This is a genomic window from Pseudomonas sp. Lb2C2, from assembly GCF_052112205.1.
Lineage (GTDB): Bacteria > Pseudomonadota > Gammaproteobacteria > Pseudomonadales > Pseudomonadaceae > Aquipseudomonas > Aquipseudomonas kilonensis.
Map to the genome: position 1 here is coordinate 193,756 of NZ_JAUTYW010000006.1, position 23,479 is coordinate 217,234.

At 61.9% G+C, this 23,479-nt stretch carries 18 protein-coding genes; 2 read left to right on the forward strand and 16 right to left on the reverse strand.

Going from position 1 to position 23,479, the window contains the following annotated elements; translation table 11 throughout:
- Window positions 1-8: 8 nt before the first annotated feature.
- The gene (locus tag Q7F16_RS19515; protein WP_409556697.1) at window positions 9-1,181 is read right to left on the reverse strand and encodes an O-antigen ligase family protein; all 1,173 of its coding nucleotides are present in this window, start codon (window positions 1,179-1,181) and stop codon (window positions 9-11) included.
- Between the two features lie 107 nt (window positions 1,182-1,288).
- On the opposite strand from Q7F16_RS19515, the gene Q7F16_RS19520 reads away from it, so the two are divergent.
- Window positions 1,289-1,894 carry a toluene tolerance protein gene (locus Q7F16_RS19520; protein WP_409556696.1) on the forward strand — a complete coding sequence of 202 codons (606 nt, stop codon included), beginning with the start codon at window positions 1,289-1,291 and terminating at the stop codon, window positions 1,892-1,894.
- Here Q7F16_RS19520 and Q7F16_RS19525 read toward each other — a convergent pair.
- From Q7F16_RS19525 to glnE, 15 genes are all read right to left on the reverse strand, one after another.
- The gene (locus Q7F16_RS19525) at window positions 1,880-2,983 is read right to left on the reverse strand and encodes a glycosyltransferase (protein WP_409556695.1); all 1,104 of its coding nucleotides are present in this window, start codon (window positions 2,981-2,983) and stop codon (window positions 1,880-1,882) included. The genes Q7F16_RS19520 and Q7F16_RS19525 overlap by 15 nt on opposite strands.
- A gap of 48 nt (window positions 2,984-3,031) precedes the next feature.
- Window positions 3,032-3,796, reverse strand: a complete 765-nt coding sequence (locus Q7F16_RS19530; RefSeq protein WP_046065687.1) for a hypothetical protein — start codon at window positions 3,794-3,796, stop codon at window positions 3,032-3,034.
- A gap of 55 nt (window positions 3,797-3,851) precedes the next feature.
- Window positions 3,852-4,808 (reverse strand): glycosyltransferase family protein, encoded by a 957-nt coding sequence (locus Q7F16_RS19535; protein ID WP_409556694.1) that lies wholly within the window; start codon window positions 4,806-4,808, stop codon window positions 3,852-3,854.
- Between the two features lie 85 nt (window positions 4,809-4,893).
- Window positions 4,894-6,294, reverse strand: a complete 1,401-nt coding sequence (locus tag Q7F16_RS19540; RefSeq protein WP_409556749.1) for a PIG-L deacetylase family protein — start codon at window positions 6,292-6,294, stop codon at window positions 4,894-4,896.
- Window positions 6,295-6,302: 8 nt separating this feature from the next.
- On the reverse strand, window positions 6,303-7,199 hold the full coding sequence (locus tag Q7F16_RS19545) for an antimicrobial resistance protein Mig-14 (protein WP_046065689.1): 897 nt from the start codon (window positions 7,197-7,199) through the stop codon (window positions 6,303-6,305).
- Window positions 7,199-8,329, reverse strand: a complete 1,131-nt coding sequence (locus tag Q7F16_RS19550) for a glycosyltransferase (RefSeq protein WP_046065690.1) — start codon at window positions 8,327-8,329, stop codon at window positions 7,199-7,201. The genes Q7F16_RS19545 and Q7F16_RS19550 overlap by 1 nt, the downstream gene beginning before the upstream one ends.
- A complete protein-coding gene (locus Q7F16_RS19555; protein ID WP_014336251.1) occupies window positions 8,313-10,070 on the reverse strand; it encodes a carbamoyltransferase family protein in 1,758 nt (585 codons plus the stop codon). Before Q7F16_RS19555 ends, Q7F16_RS19550 begins: the two co-directional genes overlap by 17 nt.
- Before the next feature lie 236 nt (window positions 10,071-10,306).
- Entirely contained in the window at window positions 10,307-11,758 is a 1,452-nt protein-coding gene (locus Q7F16_RS19560; RefSeq protein ID WP_409556693.1) for a lipopolysaccharide kinase InaA family protein, read from the reverse strand.
- Entirely contained in the window at window positions 11,758-12,510 is a 753-nt protein-coding gene (locus Q7F16_RS19565; protein WP_046065692.1) for a lipopolysaccharide kinase InaA family protein, read from the reverse strand. Before Q7F16_RS19565 ends, Q7F16_RS19560 begins: the two co-directional genes overlap by 1 nt.
- A complete protein-coding gene (locus Q7F16_RS19570) occupies window positions 12,507-13,241 on the reverse strand; it encodes a lipopolysaccharide kinase InaA family protein (protein WP_046065693.1) in 735 nt (244 codons plus the stop codon). The genes Q7F16_RS19565 and Q7F16_RS19570 overlap by 4 nt, the downstream gene beginning before the upstream one ends.
- On the reverse strand, window positions 13,241-14,047 hold the full coding sequence (rfaP, locus tag Q7F16_RS19575) for a lipopolysaccharide core heptose(I) kinase RfaP (RefSeq protein ID WP_409556692.1): 807 nt from the start codon (window positions 14,045-14,047) through the stop codon (window positions 13,241-13,243). Before rfaP ends, Q7F16_RS19570 begins: the two co-directional genes overlap by 1 nt.
- Window positions 14,044-15,168: a glycosyltransferase family 4 protein gene (locus Q7F16_RS19580; RefSeq protein WP_409556691.1), complete on the reverse strand. Its 1,125-nt coding sequence runs from the start codon at window positions 15,166-15,168 to the stop codon at window positions 14,044-14,046. The genes rfaP and Q7F16_RS19580 overlap by 4 nt, the downstream gene beginning before the upstream one ends.
- Window positions 15,168-16,226 carry a lipopolysaccharide heptosyltransferase I gene (waaC, locus tag Q7F16_RS19585; RefSeq protein ID WP_409556690.1) on the reverse strand — a complete coding sequence of 353 codons (1,059 nt, stop codon included), beginning with the start codon at window positions 16,224-16,226 and terminating at the stop codon, window positions 15,168-15,170. Before waaC ends, Q7F16_RS19580 begins: the two co-directional genes overlap by 1 nt.
- Before the next feature lies 1 nt (window position 16,227).
- Entirely contained in the window at window positions 16,228-17,262 is a 1,035-nt protein-coding gene (gene waaF / locus Q7F16_RS19590; RefSeq protein ID WP_409556689.1) for a lipopolysaccharide heptosyltransferase II, read from the reverse strand.
- Between the two features lie 233 nt (window positions 17,263-17,495).
- Window positions 17,496-20,447, reverse strand: coding sequence for a bifunctional [glutamate--ammonia ligase]-adenylyl-L-tyrosine phosphorylase/[glutamate--ammonia-ligase] adenylyltransferase (glnE, locus tag Q7F16_RS19595; RefSeq protein ID WP_409556688.1), 2,952 nt, complete (start codon window positions 20,445-20,447; stop codon window positions 17,496-17,498).
- 382 nt (window positions 20,448-20,829) lie between these two features.
- Here glnE and aceE point away from each other — a divergent pair, with 382 nt between their 5' ends.
- Window positions 20,830-23,475, forward strand: coding sequence for a pyruvate dehydrogenase (acetyl-transferring), homodimeric type (aceE, locus tag Q7F16_RS19600; RefSeq protein WP_014336242.1), 2,646 nt, complete (start codon window positions 20,830-20,832; stop codon window positions 23,473-23,475).
- Window positions 23,476-23,479: the final 4 nt, after the last annotated feature.

Here is a 23,479-nt window from a genome sequence, read left to right on the forward strand (position 1 = left end):
CTCACTGGTTAGGAAGAACGCGGAATTTTATCACAGCCACCGGAATTGGCCCGCGCCCAGGTCAAAACGCCGGCCAGGCCAATCGGCAACCAGGTAATGAACCATTCGGCGCGGGGGGTTCCGGTCAGGCTAGCGGCGTCGAACTGCATCGCCAGGAACGAAAACACCCACATACCGAGCACGCCCCGGCCCAATAGGCTGTCCCGGGCACACCAGGCTTCGCGCAACACGGCGAACCAGACGATGCACCACAACAACAACCCCGGCAGCCCGAGCTGGATGGTGACGTGGCTGAACAGATTGTGGGCATGATCGAACGTGCGGCCGTGACTGGTAATCCGGTAGTCGGCCGCCACGCCAAGGCCGCCCCACGGGCGCTCGGCAATCATGTGCAGGCTCGACATGAAAATCTCGGGACGATAGGAAGCACCCCGCGCCATGACCAGCGGCTCGAGCAGCCAGAAGGTCAGCATCGCCAGCACCAGGGCCGTAGCGGCGATAATCCGGGCACGCTGGTCCCGACAGTAAATTGGCATAGCCAGTACGCTGAGCAGCAGAGCCAGTGCGGCGCCGCGACTCTGACTCCCCACCACGAAGACCGCCAACAGTCCCAACGCTAACGTCCAAAGCGCTTGTAACCCGATATGACGCGGTATCCAGTGCAGCATCCAGATCGCCGCCAATCCGATCACATAGCCACCGAGGATCGGATGGGACAACTCCCCCAACCCTCCCAGGCGTGCAGTCCAGCGACGGTTCTCGATCCCGTAAAAATGAACGATGGCCATCAAGGCCGTCAGCGCAAGCCCCAGGCCGCCCCATTGCATGATACGAATCACGCGTTCGGGTTTGCCATCGGCAAAGATCGGGAAAAACAACAGGAAGGCCAGGATGTAGAGCAATCGCTTGGCTTCGCGGGCAGGCTCTGCCACTTCGGCCCAGGCCAGTGATACCAAGGCCCAGGCCATCAACGCCAACAACGCCGTGTAAATCACGCGTTGGGCACGCCACAACTCCACAAGGCGATGACGGGCCGGCCAGGCGAAGATGATCACCGGCAGCCAGACAAATGCAACCAACCCCTGTTGATAAATCTTGTTGGTCGGTGCCAAGGCTATCGCCAGCAAGAACCATAACAAGCCAAAGGCCATCCAGCCCTGCGCCCAACGTGTTGCCTGCATCTAACGCTCCTAAACGGTATACCAGCCAAACCGGCATGGTGAAAACGAAAACTTTTGGGCATCATGGCCCGCCACGGCACCGGTTCTTTCAACAAGGTTTTCCTACGATGCAATCCTCACGGCTTCCCCAAGCCGCTTTGAATCAATTGATTGAAGGCGCCAGCATTCTGGAGGCCGACAGCTACGGCCCAAAAGTCTATCTGCTGCAGGATGGGAATATCCTCAAGCTGTTTCGCCGCAAGCGGCTTTTTTCTTCGGCCCTGTTAAGGCCATATTCAATACGCTTCATCAATAATGCGGCCCGCCTGCAGAAGCTCGGTGTACCGACCCTCGAAGTGCTGGCCTTCTACAAATTGCAAAAACCCGGCATGACCGCCGTACTGTATAGACCGCTTCCCGGAAAAACCCTGCGTCAATTATCGAATCAGGAAAATTTCAGCTGGCAGCATACCCTTCCTGCGCTGGTCGAGTTGATCCGCAGCCTGCACGCCAGCGGTATTTATTTCCGCTCACTGCACCTGGGCAACATCGTCGTCACACCTGAAAATAAACTTGGGTTGATCGATGTGGCCGACATGCGCTTCCTGCGCTCACCGTTGCCACGCTACCTGGCACGCCGAAACTTGCAGCATTTCGCTCGTTATATTGCCCGGGAGAACCTGAACGGGAGCTTTCCGATGCAGGCTTTGGAAAACGCCCTACTGGCGGCCTGAGATCAACTCCCGGGCAGTCTGGCTAAAGCTCGACCAGGCCTCGTCAGGCGCCAGCGCCCGGTACTGGGCCGCAGCGACCGTACCGACCGGAGCCTGTGCCGCCCGTTCGATCGCCTCGCTCCAGCCCTCTTCGTCGTTGAGTGGAGCGTACCAGCCAGTGTCGCCCAACTGCTCACGAAAGACCGCAAGCTCACTGGCCAGCACCGGGACGCCAGCCAGGACAGCCTCCTGGAGGATCAGCCCGAGGCCCTCGTCCAGGGACGGGATCAGCACCCAATCAAACGCCCTGTAGAACGTCGCGACATCTTCCAGATGCCCGGTCAGCAAGACCTTGTCGACCAGGTCAGGCTGGGCAATCCGCGCTTGCAGCGCCTCGCGCCGCGGCCCCTCGCCGACAATCACCAGGCGCCAGTCGGGATGATTGGCCGCCGCCCGGCCAAACGCCTCCAGCAGACTGGCGAACCCCTTGCTGTCCACCAACCGTCCTACGGCGCCAAAGACCCGCGCCTCGGTGCCAGGCAATCCCAAACGGGCACGTGCCTCTTCGCGAGGCAACAGTGCAGATTGGAAGGCCGCCGGATCGAACGCACTCCGCAGCGCCGTTACCTGGATGCCCAACTCGTCCTGGAGTGACATCGCCAGGGTCTGGGAGACCGCTGCCAGGGTCAGGCGTGAAGCAGGGAAGTCGCGCAATAGTTCACGACCCGCGGGATTGAGCCGGGTCGCCCCATGGAAAATCACCACCACACGAATTTGCGGCAGATCCTTGAGGACCGGCAACAAGGTGCGGGCCACGCCGACCCCATCAAGCAACACCACACGCGCATCGCTATCGAGAAGCGCCCGACGGAAACGGCTGTGCATCAAGGGCCTGAGCAGACGCCAGACATGTCGGCCCTTGAGCCGGGCGGAGGTCATATTCCACTCGAGCGCCGTCCCGACATCAACCCGACAGGCAGCCGCCGACCCCTGCAAGAGCCATGTCTTGACAGGCATCGCTGGCTCCATCCGCGAGAGAATCTGATTATGAACCTTGTGTACCGAAGCGAATGGCGAACCGCCCGCCCACATGACATTGATAACGCTCATCGAGCAGCAAACCTTTTATCGCGGACCAGGATCCGTGCTTGGCGGCATTCAATAGTTGATAAGCCAGCCAATGCAGACTCCGAGCAAGAAAACCAAGGACAACTTGACCTGCTCGCGGCGCTTGCGACGGGCCTTGCGCTGGCGCTCCACGGGCACTTCCACATGAACCCCGAATCCGGTGTGCAAAACAGCATCCCCTTCGAGCGTGACCGCCGTCAAGTTCAACTGGGCATAGCGAAGTGACAAGGCTTTTTCACCGCCAAAACCGGCAAAGGGGGCGCAAAGCCGATACTCCTTCAACCGTCGCAGGCCAGGATTGAGAGAAAAGCTTTGCCATTCGGGCTTGTCTGAAATCAATGGATAACACGGCACGCCGCCAATGACTTCACGCTCGCCCAAGCGAATGTAAGGACTGTGTACGCACAAATCGTAGACATAGTTGCGCAACCACACCTGAAGAACATCTGGTCGCTGCTCCAGGATCGTGCGCGAATCTTCCACGAAGTCTGGGCGATAGAACTCCCAGTCATCCTCGCAGTGAAAGACATAAGGTGTCTTGACGTGCCCGTACGCCAGATCGATCGAGGCCAGCTGTCCCAGCTTCGGCCGATTGACGAAGGCCGTCGTGCGGTCCTTCCAGTGAGCGGGAATGACGGCATGTACGCCTTCATCACCGGCATCTTCGGTAATGAAGACTTCACGAATCGGCGCGGTATTGAAACGGTCGAAACTCTCCAAAGTCCGCTTGAGCAGATCGAGCCGGCCACAACTGGTTACCACCAGGGTAATGTCACTATCGTCGGAAAACTGCACTGAAATACCATCTAGTCAAACGCCATCCATGTCTCGGATGACTGAACGGTTCCTGTCAAACGCCCAGCTTCAGGCGCAATGTCTCTAGCAGACTCAACGGCGCTCGAGGCCGCAGGGGTGGCTCCAGTGCTTCAACGATTTTCTGCCCGATGCGCGCGAAACTGAACTGTTCCAGCGCCAGCTCCTGGCCGTTATGCGCAACATTGCGCGCCAGCTCGGGGTCGGCGCGCAGCCGGGAAAGCTTTTCCTGGAGTTGCGGGATGTCACGATACAACACCACGTTGTGCATGTCCTGCAACCCCAATGCACGCGCCTCGTCGATGCCCTGATCAAACGCCAACAGCACACAGCCGCAGGCCATGGCTTCGAAATTCTTGATCATGAATTCGCCCATGCCCACGTCGGCACTGACGAAAAAACGGATACGGTTAAGAGTCTCGCAATATTCTTCGCCGGACTTGGTCCGGGTCACGACCAGCGGCTCAACGCGTCCCAGCTCATCCAACAGCGCCTTGCGACCGCTGTAGGCAACACTGTTGGTGCTGCCAACGAAGGCCAACTCGATGTCCCGCTCACGACCCTGATCCTGCAATAACGACTGATCGTAGCCCTTGGGCACGAAAACCGCATCGAACCCTTCGCCGCGCAGACGTTCGGTCACCATGAAGCCGGAACTGATCACCCGCACCCACGGCAGGCGACGGTAATGCGCGCTGAACTTGCCGGTGTATTTGCATGGAATGTAATTCTGGTAGGCATCGTGCTCGAGGATCACCAGGTTGGGGATCGTGCGGATGAAGCCGGCCTGGCGGACCTCCTGCTTGAAGCGCAGGAAAAATACTATCCGGTCATAACGCGAGACGTCCACATGGCGGCGGAAATATCCCCGCAGGTTGCGTTGTTCCTTGCTGTCGAGCCAGCGCAAGTCGCACTCGCAATGAGCGGCCACGCCTTCGTAGAGTCGGTCCAGGATGGCCCGCTGTTCTTTCTGCACCAGAAATAGAACTTTCATCGTCTTCCTTGCGGCACCGAACGACTAGATAAAATAACCGGAGGCCTGTTTGCGTCGTAGCGCAAACAAGTCCCGCCTTGGACCGTTACAGCCGCCAGAACAGTTCATGGCGACGCACAGCCTTGCGAAAAAATTCGTTCTCGCCATACAACGAGCCGGCACGCCCGGCCAGCAGGCGCTGAATGCCCCGGCGCAGGCGACGTTTGAACGGTGCGCGCGGTTGCAGATCATGCATCATGCCCAACGCCATGGCCTTGTCGCGCTGCCCGGGTAACGCCAGCGGCAGGCTGACAGGATGCATTGGCAGGACCGGCTCGAAACACGGCGGCAACGCAATGCCCGCGCCTGCATCCCCCATGGGCCAACGGTCATTGTCATGCAGGTGATTGGCGTAGCCCAACAGCGTGGTCGGCTGCCATTCCAGGCCTTCGAGGGCTTGCAGGACAGCATGATGGGCGCAGAGATGATCGGGGTGCGGATCCAGGGTCGGGTGCGGTAACACAATGACCTCGGGACGCGCCTTGAGCAGCAGTTCGCGCAGGTCTGCCAGCAGGTTGTTCCAGGTCGGCGCACCGTCGGCATCACCCGGCAGGGCGAACGGGTTCAACTGGCGGAACAGTCGGGTATCGCTCAGGTCAGCCTCGCGAGAGCCATGGGGCTGGCTCGGCGCGGCTTGCATGGCTGCCAGTTGCAGGCAGAAGTATCCCAACTGCACACAGTGCGCCTCAGGCACCCCGGCCCAACGCGGTACGGCGATGCTGTCCCAGGCGCGCAAACGGCCCTTGAGCCGCGCAGCCTCGACGCGGTCCAAGCCCATCTGTTGGTAATGTTCGGCTTCGATTTCACCGGCGGTCAGCGTCACGATCCAGGCTTCGTCAGCCTGGCTGTACAGGCCGTAGGCGGCCAGCTCAGCATCGTCGGCATGGGGAGCGATGACCATCACCCGCTGGCGCTGCACTTGCGGCGGCGTGAAGGACCATAGTGTCGGCTCGCCCAGTAAACGGCAATGGCGCCCGCGCAGGCGCAGCTCCCCCTGGGACAACGCCGGGCCCTGCTCGCTGAGGTTGAGATAGCGCAGGCCGTTGACCCCGCGTTCGAAAGTTTGCTGGTCTCTTTCACCGCCCAACAATTCGACGACCGGGTCGACGAAGCGTCCCAGCCAGGTGCTCTTGATCCGCAACGCGAGAATCAGTGTCGCGCCATCATCGAGAATCACGCCATCGTCGAGTCGCAGCCGCCCGGCATTGAGGTGCACCTTGGGTTGCTGGGTGAACGGCGGGAAGCTGTACTGGTAATCATCCTTGGGCGAATAGAACAGATGATCGGCGAACCACGCCTCATGGGCGATCCAACCCGGCACCGCCAGCACCAGGGGCAGCCACCAGGCCACTGCCACACCCAGCAAGACCAGCGCGACGAGGCCCAGCAGCAGCCCCACGCGCTTGTTGCGGCGGTGGCGCCTGAGCAACTGTTGCTTGCGACTCATCGGCAGGTTCATACGGTAAACACCGGCACGGGGTTGCACCAACGATCCTTGTATTCCCGGTCCGCCCGGCCGAACGAAAAACGCAACGGCTTGCCGGCGGCACGGGCATGTTCCCAGGCACTTTGGGTGTTGAGAAAGCTCAACACGCTGCCGGGGCTGAATTCGCGAGTCTGTGGGTCGACGCCACCGTTGATGTACTCGACGCTGATCCACTCGGGCGCTTCGACGCGATACACCAGTTGGATGGCAATCGGCGCATCGTTGAGGAAGATCACCGAACCGATCAGCCATTCGCGCAGCAGCTCGATCACCTCGCCCATGCGTTCGGCACCAGTGGCCGCAAAGCCCCAGCGACGCAGGAACAGGTCGCAGTAGATCGAGGCCAGCTCGGCGCTGGAAAACTCGCCGACCGGCCGTACCACCCCGCCCGCCTCTTCCAGCAAGCGCAACTCACGGCGCTGGTTGTAGCGAAACTTCTTGGACAGTTCTTCCGGCGTGCGGGCCATGGCCAGTTGTTCCTGCTGCAACTTCAAGCCACTGAAGCGCCCCTCGTTGAGGGCCGACAGGTAGCGTCCACGATGACGCAACGGTGCTTGTGCATCGGGCGCTGCCGGCAGAATCAGTTCGGCATTGCCCAGGTCGAACAGCCCCTTCTTGCCGCTGCGCTTGAGCACGTCTTTGGACAACGCCAGGTCGCGGCCCCAGGTCGGTATGGCCGCCTTGATCTCGCCACCCTGCTCGAACGCCAGATAACGCACGGCAATCCCGGCCAGGGCCGCCAGGCGCTCGACCACCAGGGGATGGGTCGCCACACTGCCGCCAAAACGCTGCCAGGCCTGGGCATAGATCGACGCGTCTACGGCTGTCCAGCCGCGCTCGCGCCAGCCTTGGAATCGGTTGAGCATCAGACCCTCGGCGCCAGTTCGGTGACTTGGGGCAAACGCCAGAATGCCTCGCGTACGGCGCGATCCGAGAAACGTTCGCGCAAGCGGTCGAGCATCAGCTCGGCGCATTGACGACGCTGCAGCTCGTCCATCGCCGCCAGGTGTTGCAGTCCTTGGGCCATGTGCTCGGCGTCGCCCAACGGAAACAGGATGCCAACGCCTTCGACCACTTCCTTGGCCCCCCCGCAAGCAGTGGCCAGCAACGGTACACCGGCGGCCATGGCTTCGAGTAGCACCATGCCAAACGGCTCATGGTCGGAACTCAGGGCAAACACATCAAACGCGCGAAAATAACGGCGCGCCTCGGGCACCTGGCCGAGCAACAGCACGCGATCGGCAATTCCCAGCTCCAGCGCCAACGCCCGAAGCTCCTGCTCCAGGCGGCCCTTGCCGAGAATCGCCAGTTGGCTATTGGCCGGCAGATACGCCAGCGCCGCAGCAAAACCGCGCAACAACGTGGCCTGATCCTTGTCCGGGTGCAGACGACCGACATTGCCGACAATCCAGGCGTGCGCATCCAGCCCCAGGGTCTGCCGTGCCTCCTCGCGGGAGACCAGGCTGGCCTGCGTGGCATCGAGGTCAATGCGGTTGTAAAGGGTCTGGATCCGCGTGGCCGGCCATTTCGGCAGGCAGCGGCGCATGTCGTCACGCACCGCATCGGAAACCCCGAGCAGGCTCAGGCGCTTGCGAAAAAACTGCGCGAACAACTGACGGGTGCGCCGTTGGTAGTCACCGAAGGCATGATGCACGCCGATCACCGGCAAGCGGGTGCCCAGCAGGGCGATGTAGATCGGCTTGAAGCGATGGGCAATGCAGAAACTGAAGTTGCGCGAGGCGGCGATCTTGCGCAGGTCGCCGATGGCGCCCAGCTTCAGGCCACGAATGGCGCTGGAGCTGTATTCCATGAACAGCACCTCGTCCGAGGCACAAGCGGCGGCGACTTGCGCATCCGCCGCCCCGGTGAGAAACACCGTGGTCACGCGATAGCCAGTGCCCGCGAACAGGCTGGCGTATTGACGGGCGCAGTCCAGGAACGGCCCGTCATAACCGTGGCAGAACTGCAGCACATGTCGCTCAGCCGAGCGTGTCATAAGCGTCCACGCCGTCTTTGACCACCAGGATGTCTTCCATGATCAGGTACTGCAGATCGGAACCGAAGAACATGTTCAGCGCGTCGGTCGGCGAGCAGATCATCGGTTCGCCGCGACGGTTGAGCGAGGTGTTCAGCGACACGCCGTTACCGGTCAGGACTTCCAGGGCCTTCATCATGTCGTAGTAGCGCGGGTTGTATTCACGCTTGAGCACCTGGGCCCGGGACGTGCCGTCTTCATGGACGACTTCCGGCACGCGGGTTTTCCATTCTTCGGCCACTTCGAAGGTGAAGGTCATGAACGGCGCCGGGTGATCGACCTTGATCATCTGCGGCGCAACGGTGTCGAGCATCGATGGGCAGAAAGGCCTCCAGCGTTCGCGGAACTTGATCTGTTCGTTGATCCGATCGGCCACGCCGCTGGCGCTGGGGCAACCGATGATCGAACGACCGCCCAAGGCTCGCGGGCCAAACTCCATGCGCCCCTGGAACCAGGCCACCGGGTTGCCGTCGACCATGATCTTGGCGATGCGCTCGGGGGTGTTGTCGATCTTGCGCCACACAGGCTTGCTCGGATGACGGGCGCACGCGGCGATCACGTCTTCGTTGCTGTAGGCCGGGCCGAGATAGACGTGTTCCATCTTCTCTACCGGCACGCCACGGGCGTGGGACACATAAGCCGCCGCACCTACCGCAGTACCGGCGTCACCGGAAGCCGGTTGCACGAACAGCTCCTTGACGTCGTCGCGGGCGATGATCTTCTGGTTCAACTTGACGTTCAACGCGCAGCCGCCGGCGAAGGCCAGCTTACCGGTTTCCTTGAGCACGTCACCCAGGTAGTGGTCGATCATTTGCAGCGCGAGCTTCTCGAACAGCGCCTGCATGCTCGCCGCGTAGTGAATGTACGGTTCGTCGGCGATGTCGCCTTCACGTTTCGGGCCGAGCCATTCGATCAGCTTCGGCGAGAAGTAGAAGCCCTTGCCCTTCTCTTTATAGCGGCGCAGGCCGATCACGTTGGCGTAGTCGGTGTTGATCACCAGTTCGCCGTTTTCGAACGAAGCCAGGCGCGAGAAATCGTATTTGCTGGCATCGCCGTAAGGCGCCATGCCCATGACCTTGAACTCGCCGTCGAGCATTTCAAAACCGAGGAACTCGGTGATCGCGCCGTACAGTCCACCCAGGGAGTCCGGGTCGAAGAACTCCTTGATCTTGTGGATCTTGCCGTTTTCGCCATAGCCGAAGAAGGTCGTGGCGTATTCGCCCTTGCCGTCGATGCCCAGGATTGCGGTTTTTTCCTGGAAGCCCGAGCAATGATAGGCGCTGGAGGCGTGGGCCAAGTGGTGCTCGACCGGCTCGATCTTGATCTTTTTCGGATCGAAGCCCAGTTGTTCCAGGCACCAGACGATCTTGCGGCGATAGCGCTTGTAGCGACGATTGCCCATCAGGATCGCGTCGAGGGCGCGGTCCGGGGCGTACCAGTAACGCTTGGCGTAATGCCAGCGCGCCTCGCCGAACAGGCTGATCGGAGCGAAGGGGATCGCCACCACATCGACGTCGGAAGGCTTGATGCCGGCCTGCTCCAGGCAGAACTTCGCCGATTCGTAGGGCATGCGGTTCTTTGCATGTTTATCGCGTACGAAGCGCTCTTCCTCGGCCGCCGCGATCAGCTTGCCGTCAATGTACAGCGCGGCGGAAGGATCATGGCTAAGGGCGCCGGACAGGCCAAGAATCGTCAATGCCACAGGGGTCTAGCCTCTTATGTCTGCATACGGGCGACAAGCGCCTCGAAAAATTGATGTGCCGCGCGCCAGGGGTGCGGGGCAGCTAAAGGGCGGGATTATAGCTTAAAAGCGGCCTTAAGCCTCTAGCGGTGAGTGGCGGGCTTGTGGGTCTGCCACCCGGGCGCTCATTGACAGTCCCAGAAGCGGAACGCGGAGCGTCCCTGGCGGCATTCCCACGCGGGAGCGTGGGAACGATCTCAGGCCGATACCTCAGCTACCCTGGGCACCCGCTCATCAATCACCCGATACAGCGCACTGCCCTGCGGCCAATTGCGCATGAACCGCGCGCGATCCCGGGCGTAGGCCTGAGCGAAGCCGGCATGGGTGCGGTGTTGGCACATCGAGTCGAGGTCGATCAGCGCCCAGCGGTCGTGCTGCCAGAACAGGTTGTGGCCCTTGAAGTCGCCGTGGCTGATGCGCTCGCGAATCAGGTCGGCGAACAGCTGATCCAGTGCCAGCAACTCAGCCTCGGGGGCATCACCGTTTTGCACGTAAGGGCCGAAGCGCTCGATGATGTCCGGCCCCGCCAGGTGTTCGGTGACCAGGTAAGCGCCGCGGCGCAGCCACAGGAAACGCTTTTCCAGCAAGGCCAAGGGCTTGGGCGTGGCGATGCCGAGGAAGGCCAGGCGATGGCCTTCGCGCCAGGAGTGCCAGGCGCGGCTCGGGCGCCAGAAGCGCTTGAGCCAATGGGCGAAGCTCTTGATGTTGTAGCGCTTGATCACCAAGGTGCGACCATTCACTTCGACTTTGCCGACACTGGCCGCGCCGCCGGTCTTGTACAGGTGGCCCTGGTCGAGCAACGCATCGGCCTGCTCCAGCACCGGCGTCATGGCGGCTTCTTCATCACGACGGATCGCCCGCAGCCCGAACGGCCCGCGCTGCACGCTGAACAGACTGCACTCACGCCCGACTTTCGCGAGGAAATCCTTCAGACGCCAGGCCTGCACCTTGTCGATCTGTTTTTGCAGCGCCTCCATGGGCAGCGCGTGTTCGGCGTTGCCCAGCAGGTAATGCACCAACAACTCTTCATTGAACGGCTGGAGGGCTTTGGGAAGCTGGGCGAAAAACACCCCCAGGTTCTCCAGGACCTTCTGCCGCGACAACGGTTGCCCCGGGGTTTCGGCGCGAATGCCGGCACCGTCGATCAAGTAGAGCTTGCCATCGTGGCGTAGCAGATTGTCCAGGTGCAGGTCTTCCTGCCACAGGCCTTTGCCATGCAGTTGCGCGATGGCGCCGAGGGCTTCGGCCAGCACCGCCGTCTGTTCGTCGGCCAGCAAGGGCAAGCTTTCGACCTGTTTCCAGGCATCGCCCAGGCTCTCGGCGCCTTCGAGCAATTCGAACAACAACCAGCCGCCTTCTCCCTCTTTCAGGCCATCGGCCAGCAACAGCGGCGTGGTCAACCCTTGCTCAGCCAGCAAGCGCACGCCTTGCAATTCCCGCTGAAAATGCCGTGCGGCCTTGCTGCCCACCAACAATTTGGCCAGCACCGGCCGACCACGCCAGACACCGGCGCCGACATAACGCTGCCCCGGCAACACCCGCAACAGCGAAAGCAGCTGCAACTTCGCCGGGCCGGCGGCATCGGCCAGTTCCAGACTCAGGGGCAGGCTGGGGCTGCGGCCGGCATTCTTCAATTCGGACAAATGCATCAACGGGCTTCCTTGTGGGTGCGCCGGGCGGTCAGGCGGGTCATCCAGCGGTCGACCAGCCCACTGTCGAGCGGCTGGTCCAGATAACTGGACAGCAACTGGCGTACATCGGCATCACTCCAGACCGAGGCGCGACGCAGCAAAGGCTCCAAATCCTTGACCCGATCACGCTGGCCAAACAAGAGCGGCCGGGTCTTTTCCAGGTCGATCAATTGCGCCTGATAGCCGTCGGCAGTGGCTTGCAGAAAGATGTGTTTTGGATAGAAGCAACCGTGCACCTGATGCATGCCGTGCAGGCGCCGCGCCAACTGACCACAGGCATCAAGGATGGTAGTGCGCTGCGCCGCCGTCAGGCTCGGCCAGCGCTGCAAGAGTGAGTCCAGGTCGTCCCAGCCGTCCAGGGCACGGGTCAGCAGGATCGCTCGCACTTCCCTGTCCACCTTGCGCTGACCATAGAACACCGCTTGCAGGGCCGGAATCCCCAACTGCCGATAACGGCTGATGTTGCGAAACTCTCGGGAAAAACTCGGCTCGCCGAAGGGATGGGACCAGGTTCGGGTCAGGTAATTGCTCTGGCGCTTGAGGTAATAACCCTGCCCTTCCAGCTCCAGCCGGAATACGCTGCTCCAGCCGTCGCCCGAGGTATTGGGTTCGTCCACCGCGTCCAGTTGCCGAGCCCACAAGGCCTCGAAGCTGTCCAGGCCATGACGTTGCAACAACGCCCGGTCTTCAGCGGCCAGAAAATCAGTCATTCACGCCCCTCGAAAAATCTCACCACGTGACGGATGCGCTTCTTGTCGCACGCATCAAGCCGGTCGCACTGGCGGTACTGCAGGTAAAAACGCAGGCGTTGCGTGGCCGACAAATGGTATTTGGCAACTTTATCCAGGCACGCCAGATCCTTGGTAATGCGGTACTTGAGCCAGAAACCGCGCCAGAAGTCCCCGTTCGGACAGTCGATCAGAAACAGTCGCGAGCGGTCGTCGATCAACAGGTTTCGCCACTTCAGGTCGTTATGGGTGAACCGGTGGTCGTGCATGGTCCGCGTGTAGCCGGCCAGTTGCCGACTCACGCTATCGACCCAGGCACGGTCGGCCAGCCTCGGATCGCGACGCTCGGCCAGGGCCGAGAGGTCTTCGGTGTGCGGCAGTTCGCGGGTGATCATCGCGCCACGGGCATAGGTCGCGCCGTTTCGCTCCAGGCCCCAGCCCACGACTTCGGCGGTGGGGATGCCCCATTTGGTGAAGCGCTTGAGGTTCTGCCATTCGGACTTGACCCGCGGCTTGCCCAGGTAGCGCCGCAAGCCTTTGCCGGCCCCGACGTAGCGCTTGACGTAGTAATTCACGCCGTTGCGCTGCACCCGGATCACCTCTGACAACGGATCACGGGTCAAGCGCTCCCCTTGCAACGCGAACACCGCCTCGAGGCTGCCAAAATCCTCCGCCAGCTCGGCGTAGGCCGGTTCCAGATTCCAACCCGACATCAGAGTGCGTCCCCGTATCGCTGCTTGCGGGCATACAGCTTGTTGGCCTTGCCTTCGAGCCAGGCCAGCAGCGACGCCTCTTCGGCGAGGATCCGCCGCAGCGGCTGCTGGAAATAGCCCTTGAGGAAACGCAGCTTGTCGCGCTGGGTCAGGCCAATGTCCAGCGCCGAGAAATACAGCGCCGCCAGGTCCTTGTTGCGCCAGCGAGTGGTGATGGCTGGGCGGGTCTGGGCGCGGTGCAGGTCGATCACCGAAAGCTTGAAATCCCCAGGCGTTACCGGCTTGTCGGTGTGCAGCAGGAAGTGGCAGATGTAGCAGTCACGATGATTGACCCCGGCGCGGTGCATCATGCCGGTCATACGCGCCACTTCGGCGATCAGGGCACGCTTGAGTGTCGGTTGCGGCGGCTGCTTGACCCAATCGATGCTGAAGTCTTCGAGGCTGACGGTCGGCGCCAGCTCTTCGGTGACGATGAACGAATGCTGGTCGGCCGGATTGCTGCCTTTCTCGCCATACGCAACGGCGGTCATGGTCGGCACCCCGACTTCCTGCAAACGCTGGATTGCCTTCCACTCCTGACCCGCGCCCAGTACCGGCAGCTTGGCGGTCAGCAGGTTCTTGAAGATCTCGCCCCAACCAATGCCGCGGTGGATCTTCACAAAAAAACCGCGACCGTCCACCTCCGTGCGCAAGGTGCGCCGGGCTTCCAGTTCGCGATAGACCTCGCCCTTGAGCGCCTCGACCTCGGCGAACGCATCGCGCCCGGCCCAAAGGCTCTTGAACGGTTCGGCCAGCATCAACTTCATTGTGCGTGCTCCGCCAATATCACATCGGCCGCGTGCTGCGGCATGCTGTAGAGGTCGGCCGTCTCGGCGAAGGCCAGACCGTTGCGGCTCCAGGTCGCCCGGGCATCGGCATCGTTCAACATGCGCCCCAGGTATTCGGTGAGCTGTGCTTGTTCGAACGGCTCGTCCAGCACCAGGCCACTGTCGGCCTCGGCGATGTAATGGGCGTACCCACACACCGCGCTGACCAGTACCGGCAACCCGGCCACCAGCGCTTCGAGCAGTACGGTGCCGGTGTTCTCGTTGTACGCCGGATGGATCAACAGGTCGGCGCCCAGCAGGAAACGGGGGATGTCGCTGCGGCCCTTGAGGAACCGCACATTATCACCGAGCCCCAGTGCGGCGCTCTGCAGTTGGAATACCTTGGGGTCGTCCTGGCCGATTACAAACAACCGGGTGCGTTTTCGCAATTCGGTTGGCAGCGCGGCCAGGGCCTTGAGACTGCGATCCACGCCCTTGGTCTTGAACCCGGAGCCGATCTGCACCAGCAGCAGGTCGTCATCGGCCAGCTCGAATTCGGCCCGGAACGCCGCCCGGATCTCGTCGGCGTCGGCGGGCCGACGGCGGTCCTGGGCGATGCCTGGCGGCAGCAGGTGAAAGCGCTCCAGCGGCGTGCCGTAATGCTTGATGAACAGTGGCTGCTGGACTTCGGAGATCATCAGCACATCGGTCTTGGCGTCCTTGGCGAACACTGCCCGCTCGTACTCGGCGAAATGCCGGTAGCGGCCCCAGCGCCGGTACAGCGAATTGCGCAGGTTCTGCGCCTTGTCTTCGAAGCAGCCGTCGGCGGCGTAGTACACGTCCAGGCCGGGCATTTTGTTGAAGCCGATCAAACGGTCCACCGGGCGCTTGGCCAGGTCGGCCTCCATCCACGCGCTGAGCTTTTCGTTGCGGCGATGATTGAACAGCGCCTTGACCGGCGCCACCAGCACTTCGAAGCCGGGCGGCACATCACCTTCCCAGATCAGCGTGTAGACACGGATCTGGTGACCGCGTCGCTGGCACTCCAGGGCGATGCGCATGAAGTCACGCTGCAGGCCACCGAAGGGGAAGTACTTATAAAGGACAAAAGCCAATTGCATCAGCGCGGCTCCTCAGCCAATAACGTGCTCAGGTGGCTGGCAACACGCTCGGGGTTCAGACGCGTGAAGCACAGGGGCTGCTCGCGTTTCAGGTCAAACCGCCGGGCATCTTCGGCGGTCGGCGGGTAAGTGCAGTGTTTCTGCATGCATGGCGCACAAGGAAAATCACTGGCGAGGTGAATCTGGCCCTTGCCGTAGGCGCCGGTCAGCACCGGATTAGTGGGGCCGAGCAGAGAAATCGTCGGCACGTCCAGGGCCGCGGCCAGATGACCGAGGCCGGTGTCCACGGCCACGCAGGCCTGGGCCCCGGCGAGCACCTTGCCCATGCCGCCGAGGTTCAGCTTCGGCAGCACCAAAGCATTGCGCAGCCCGCTGGCGATGCGTTCGGCCCGAGCCTTCTCGGCCGGGTTGCCCCACGGCAGTTTGACGACCACGCCGAACTGCCCCATGCGCTCGGTGAGCTGGCGCCAGTAAAGTTCGGGCCAATGCTTGGACTCCCAGGTCGTGCCGTGCAGGAACACCACGTAGGGGTAAGGGCGTGGTAATTCCACCAATCGGTCGATGTCGAGGCCATAGCTGCCCTGGGTCTGCGGCAAATCATAGCCCAGCGCCAGGGCGAACAACTGGCGCACGCGCTCGACCGCATGCTGACCGCGAGCCACCGCCAGGCGCCGGGAATAAAAGCGCGCCGCCAGGGGCTCACGGGCCGAATTCTTATCCAGACCGGCCACCGGGGCCTTGACGTAACGGGTCAGCCAGGCGCTTTTCAACAGCCCCTGGGCGTCGATCACCAGGTCGTACTTTGCGGCGCGCACGCCCTGCTTGAAGCGTCGCCATTCGCCACTCTTGATGGTTTGCCAGAGGTTCTTGCGCCAGCGACGGATCGCTACCGGAATAACCTTGCCCACAGCCGGGTGCCAGGTAGGGATTTCGGCGAAACCCTCTTCCACCACCCAATCGAACTTGATGCCCGGAATCGCCCGCGCCGCATCGGTCAGCGCCGGCAGGGTGTGGACCACATCCCCCAGCGAAGAGGTCTTGATCAGCAATACCCGCAAGTTACCGGACCTCCACGGGTGTGCCCTGCAGACGCTCAAGGGCCTCGTTCACCGACGACGGCATGAGCTGGCGCAGGCAATTGTAATGACCGAAGCGACAGGTGCGGTCGAAGCACGGACTGCACTCGATGCCCAGGCGCACGACTTCGACCTTGTCGGCCAGCGGTGGCGTGAAGCCCGGCGAGGTGGAACCGTAGACCGCCACCAACGGGCGGTTCAGGGCTGCGGCCACGTGCATCAGGCCCGAGTCATTGGAGACCACCGAGTCGGCGCAGGACAGCAGGTCGATGGCCTCGGCCAGGGAAGTGTCGCCACTGAGGTTCACCGACTCTTCCCGAAGCCCCGGGATCAACCGCGAGCGGATGTCTTCACCCACCGGGTGATCTTTTTTCGAGCCGAACAGCCAGACTTGCCAGCCTTCGCGAATCTTCGCCTCGGCAACCTGGGCGTAATGCTCCGCCGGCCAGCGCTTGGATTCGCCGAACTCGGCCCCCGGACACAGGGCCAGCACCGGACGATCCAGGCTCAGGCCGAACTTGGCCAGCGCCGCTTCACGGGTCACCGGATCGATCTGCAGGCTCGGCCGTGGATAGGGTTTGAGCAACTCGGTCCCAGGCTCGTAGGCCAGGGCCATGAAGCGCTCGATCATCAACGGGTAGCGGTCTTTATCCAGGGCACGCACATCGTTGAGCAGGCCGTAGCGAAACTCGCCACGCCAGCCGGTGCGCTTGGGGATGCCGGCGAAAAACGGCACCAGCGCCGACTTCAACGAATTGGGCAACAGGATCGCCTGATCGTACTGACCGGCCAGGGATTTGCCGATGCGCCGACGGGTCGCCAGCTCCAGCACGCCGTGGCCGAGCGGGAAGCTCAAGGCCTTGCGTACCTCGGGCATGCGCTCAAGGATCGGCCGACTCCACTCGGGGGCCAGGACGTCGATTTCGCACTGCGGATGACGCTGTTTCAGGCACTGGAACAGTGTCTGCGCCATCACCATGTCACCGACCCAACTGGGCCCAACGATCAGAATATTCATGAGCTTTCCAAAAACGATACGGGGAGGCCTACGCCTCCCCGCCTCGAGAATCACTGTGGCTTAGGTCGCTGCCTGTTGCCCTAATCTACAACACCCCACCCATCAACGGTGGGAGCGAGCTGTGTGGGAGCAAAGCTTGCTCGCGATCCAGGCGCTGCGGTCCTCAAGAGACCGCGGCGTTTTCATCGCGGGCAAGCCTTGCTCCCACACAGCTCGCTCCCACATTTAAATCTTCAGCTCAGGCCCAACTCCCGCCAGATCCGCAGTACCTGCTGGCGCTCGTCCACGAACTGATCACCTGCGATCACCCCGGCATCTTTCTGCAAGGCCTGGCGGTGAGCGGCGGAGCGGTAGGCCTTGTAGGCTTCGCGCAACAGCGTGGCGTCCTCGGCCGGCATCAGCCCGACCTCCTGCAACCCGTCCAGGATGCGGATGTTATCGGTGTAGCGCACCAGCGACGGGTGTTCCTCGGACCACGCCAAGGCCGCGTATTGCACCATAAATTCAATATCGACGATACCTCCGGCATCCTGCTTGAGGTCGAAGGGCGCCGAGGCCTCGAAGGCATTCGGTGCGGTCCCGGCGGCGGTGGCCTTGCTGCCAAGGTTGTCGCGCATCTTGGCGCGCATCTCGCTGACTTCCTGGCGCAGCGTCGGCAAGTCCCGCTTGCGTCCCAGCACCTGGGCGCGGACTTTCTCGAACGCCTGGCCCACGTCCTGGCTACCCACCAGCACACGGGCCCGCACCAGCGCCTGATGCTCCCAGGTCCAGGCTTCGTTCTCCTGGTAACGGGCAAACGCCCCGAGTGAACTGACCAGCAACCCCGACGCCCCGGACGGGCGCAGGCGCATATCCACTTCATACAACTGCCCGGAGTTGGTCTGGGCAGTCAGCAGGTGAATGATCCGCTGGCCGAGCCGGGTGAAGAACTGTGCACCATCGATGGGTTTCGGGCCGTCGGTTTCCGCCTGCGGGTCGCCATCATGAATGAACACCAGGTCCAGGTCGGAACCATGCCCCAACTCCAGGCCGCCGACTTTCCCATAACCGACAATAATGAAGCCCGGATCACACAGGCTGCCATCGGTGCGCAATGGCACGCCGTGCTTGGCGGTCGTCTGGCGCCAGGCCAGGGCCAGCACCTGTTCGAGAATCGCCTCGGCCAGCCAGGTCAGGTAATCGCTGACTTTCATCAGCGGCAGGCTGCCGGCGATTTCCGAAGCGGCCACCCGCAGGCGGTGCGCCAGCTTGAAATGCCGCAGCGCCTCCATTTGTTGTTCCAGGTCATCCTCGGGGATGCGCGTCAGGCGCTCACGCAACTCCGCCGCCAACTCCGGCGCCAAGGGCGGCTTGAACAGCCGGCCCTCGTTGAGCAACTCATCGAGCAGCAAGGGGAAACGGGTGATTTGCTCAGCAATCCACGGGCTCGCCGCGCACAACGTCAGCAAACGACGCAGGGCGCCGGGGTTTTCCGTCAACAGCACCAGGTAGGCCGAACGGCGGGCTACCGCCTCGACCAAGGGCAGCACCCGCTCCAGCACCAGGTCTGGATCGGCATGTTCCACGGCCTGGGCCAGCAGGCGTGGAATGAAGGCATCCAGACGCTCGCGTCCCAGGCGCTGCATGGCGCGCAGTTGCGGGCTACCGCGCAGGGCGGCCAAGGCCTTGAGGGCTTTGGGCGCATCGACGAAGCCGCCCTCTTCCAACTGCCGACACGCCGCCTCTTCATCCTGGCTGTCTTCCCACAACGGCAACCATTCGCCGCCCACCACCACTTCGCTTTCGCCGCCCTCTTCTTCATCCGGGTCGGCGATGACCTGGCCGAAATGCCAGGCCACACGCCCGCGCCAATACATCAATCGCTCATGAAAGGCCGACCAGTCGGCAAAACCCAGCATGAACGCAATGCGCGCCTGATCCTGCGGGCTATCCGGGAGCATCTGGGTCTGGCGGTCGGCGATGGCCTGGATCGCATGTTCGGTATAACGCAGGAACTCATAGCCCTGGCGCAGCTCATCGATCACCTTGCCCGGCAGGTACCCCTGACCCTCCAGGGTGCCCAGCACTTTAAGCAGCGGGCGCTGCTGCAAGCTCAAGTCGCGACCGCCATGGATCAGCTGGAACGCCTGGGCAATGAACTCCACCTCGCGAATGCCGCCCGAGCCCAGCTTGATGTTGTCGGCCATGCCCTTGCGCCGCACCTCCTGCTGGATCAGTTGCTTCATCGTGCGCAGCGCTTCGATGGCGGAAAAATCCAGGTAACGGCGATAGACGAACGGGCGCAGCATGTCGAGCAACTGCGCACCGGCCACTTGGTCACCCGCCACTACGCGCGCCTTGATCATGGCGTAGCGCTCCCAGTCGCGGCCCTGGTCCTGGTAATACTGCTCCAGGGCATTGAAGCTCAGCACCAGCGCACCGGCCGAGCCGTAGGGACGCAGGCGCATATCGACGCGGAACACGAAGCCGTCGACGGTCATCGGGTCCAGGGCCTTGATCAGGCGCTGGCCGACGCGGATGAAAAATTCCTGGTTATCCAGCGGTCGCTTGACGCCCACGGTTTCGCCACCCTCGGGGTAGGCGAAGATCAAGTCGATGTCCGACGACAGGTTCAGCTCCACGGCGCCCAGCTTGCCCATGCCCAGGATGACCATCTGCTGCGGCTCGCCGCTGCGTCGTCCGGTGGGTACGCCGAATTGCTGGCTGAGGCGCTGGTACAACCATTGATAGGCCTGGTCGATGCAGGTGTCGGCCATGTCCGAGAGGTCGCGGCAGGTCTGGACCAGGTCGGCCTGGCGGGTCAGGTCGCGCCAGATGATCCGTACCTGCTGGCGGGTGCGCTGGCGGCGCAGGACGCGGCCCAGTTCTTCTTCAGTCTCGGCGGCCTGCACGGCGGCCCCGATCTGCGCGCACATTTCACCGGGCGCCAGGCTGCGGTCCAGTTCGCCGCTGCGCACCAGCTCCAGCAGCATCACCGGGTCACGGACGCTCTGTTCGATGACAAAGTCGCTGGCGGCGGCAATACGGTTGAACGCCTCCCAACGCTGCGGGGTCCAGGCCGACAGCCCGTGGTCGTCGTCGAACAAGGCGACCACCGCACGGAACGACTGCTCGGCACGACTGACCAATGACTGGAGAATCGCCGGTACCGTTTCCGGTATTGGGGCAAGCGAGGGCAGGCTCATGGTCTATCCTTGATCGGCGCGGGAGAGGCTGGATGTAGTGTTTTTTCAAAAGACACTACCTGATCGACTGTCGAACAAAGATGATAAATAGCTGAAAATCTGATTTTATTGGCAGCCGGCATCAAGTTTTTACCTGTACGAGTTGGCTAAAGACCAACAGTAACGATTATTCTCACAACGAAACGAGGGGCCAGAAGCCGCTCATGTGTAGTTTTACTACTCGTCTATACATTCGAAAGGCTGAAACGGCCGACGATTTGTAGTAAAACTACACGCCGCCGAAACAACCTTCGGCAATCCAAGAATTTATATCGTCTGCCCACAAGGCCAGTCGCAAACTCAGGCAACCGATTCTGGTAGCCTTTCCGCCCTGGAGCAAGCCATGCAAGACCTCGATCCCGTCGAAACCCAGGAATGGCTGGACGCCCTGGAATCGGTTCTCGACAAAGAAGGCGAAGACCGTGCTCACTATCTGATGACCCGTATGGGCGAACTCGCAACCCGCAGCGGTTCGCAATTGCCTTACGCCATCACCACGCCGTACCGCAACACAATCCCCGTCACCCACGAAGCACGCATGCCTGGCGACCTGTTCATGGAACGCCGCATTCGCTCGTTGGTACGCTGGAACGCGATGGCCATGGTGATGCGTACGAACCTGAAAGATTCTGACCTGGGCGGTCACATCTCCAGCTTCGCCTCCAGCGCAACCCTGTACGACATCGGCTTCAACTACTTCTTCCAGGCCCCGACCGACGAACACGGCGGTGACCTGATCTACTTCCAGGGCCACACCTCCCCGGGTGTCTACGCCCGTGCGTTCATGGAAGGCCGCATCACCGAAGAGCAGATGAACAACTTCCGCCAGGAAGTGGACGGTCAGGGCCTGTCGTCCTACCCGCACCCTTGGCTGATGCCCGACTTCTGGCAGTTCCCGACTGTATCCATGGGCCTGGGCCCGATCCAGGCGATCTACCAGGCACGTTTCATGAAGTACCTGGAAGCCCGTGGCTTCATCCCGGAAGGCAAGCAGAAAGTCTGGTGCTTCCTGGGCGATGGCGAGTGCGACGAGCCGGAATCCCTCGGTGCGATCTCCCTGGCCGGCCGCGAGAAGCTCGACAACCTGATCTTCGTCATCAACTGCAACCTGCAGCGCCTCGACGGCCCGGTTCGCGGCAACGGCAAGATCATCCAGGAGCTCGAAGGCGTATTCCGCGGTGCCCAGTGGAACGTGACCAAAGTCATCTGGGGCCGTTTCTGGGACCCACTGCTGGCCAAGGACGTCGACGGTATCCTGCAACGTCGCATGGACGAAGTCATCGACGGCGAGTACCAGAACTACAAGGCCAAAGACGGCGCGTTCGTGCGTGAACACTTCTTCAACACGCCTGAACTCAAGGCAATGGTTGCAGACCTGTCCGACGACGAGATCTGGAAACTCAACCGTGGCGGCCACGACCCGTACAAGGTCTACGCGGCGTACCACGAAGCGGTCAACCACAAAGAACAACCCACCGTCATCCTGGCCAAGACCATCAAGGGTTATGGCACCGGTGCCGGCGAAGCGAAGAACACTGCGCACAACACCAAGAAAGTCGATGTCGACAGCTTGAAGTTGTTCCGTGATCGTTTCGACATTCCGGTCAAAGACGACGAACTGGAGAACCTGCCGTTCTTCAAGCCAGAGCCAAACAGCGCCGAAGCCCGCTACCTGAGCGAGCGCCGCACTGCACTGGGCGGTTTCGTGCCGCAGCGCCGCGCGCAAAGCTTCAGCGTGCCGACCCCATCGCTGGATACCCTCAAGGCTATCCTCGACGGCTCGGGCGACCGTGAAATCTCCACCACCATGGCCTTCGTGCGGATCCTCGCGCAACTGGTCAAGGACAAGGAAATCGGTCCACGCATCGTCCCGATCATTCCGGACGAAGCCCGTACCTTCGGTATGGAAGGCATGTTCCGTCAGTTGGGCATCTACTCCTCCGTCGGCCAGCTCTACGAGCCAGTCGATAAAGACCAGGTGATGTTCTACAAGGAAGACAAGAAAGGCCAGATCCTCGAAGAAGGCATCAACGAAGCAGGCGCCATGAGCTCCTTCATCGCTGCCGGCACTTCGTACTCCAGCCACAACCAGCCGATGCTGCCGTTCTACATCTTCTACTCGATGTTCGGCTTCCAGCGTATCGGCGACCTGGCCTGGGCCGCTGGCGACAGCCGCACCCGTGGCTTCCTGATCGGCGGCACCGCTGGCCGGACCACACTGAACGGCGAAGGCCTGCAACACGAAGACGGTCACAGCCACATTCTGGCTGCCACCATCCCGAACTGCCGCACCTTTGATCCAACCTACGGCTACGAGCTGGCGGTGATCATCCAGGACGGCATGAAGAAGATGACCGAAGAGCAACAGGACGTCTTCTACTACATCACCGTGATGAACGAGTCCTACCAGCAGCCAGCCATGCCGGCCGGCGCCGAGGAAGGCATCATCAAGGGCATGTACCTGCTCGAAGAAGACACCCGCGAAGCGGCGCACCACGTCCAGTTGATGGGCTCCGGCACCATCCTGCGCGAAGTGCGTGAGGCAGCGAAGATCCTGCGTGAAGAATTCAACGTCGGCGCCGACGTCTGGAGTGTCACCAGCTTCAACGAACTGCGTCGCGACGGCTTGGCCGTAGAACGCAGCAACCGCCTGCACCCTGGCCAGAAGCCAAAGCTGAGCTACGTCGAAGAATGCCTGAACGGCCGCAAAGGTCCGGTCATCGCCTCTACCGACTACATGAAGCTGTTCGCCGAGCAGATCCGCCAGTGGGTTCCTTCCAAGGAATTCAAAGTGCTGGGCACCGACGGTTTCGGCCGTAGCGACAGCCGCAAGAAACTGCGTCACTTCTTCGAAGTCGACCGTAAGTTCGTTGTGTTGGCAGCCCTGGAAGCCCTGGCTGACCGTGGCGATATCGAACCCAAGGTGGTGGCCGAGGCCATCGTCAAGTTCGGCATCGATCCAGAAAAACGCAACCCACTGGACTGCTGAGGAG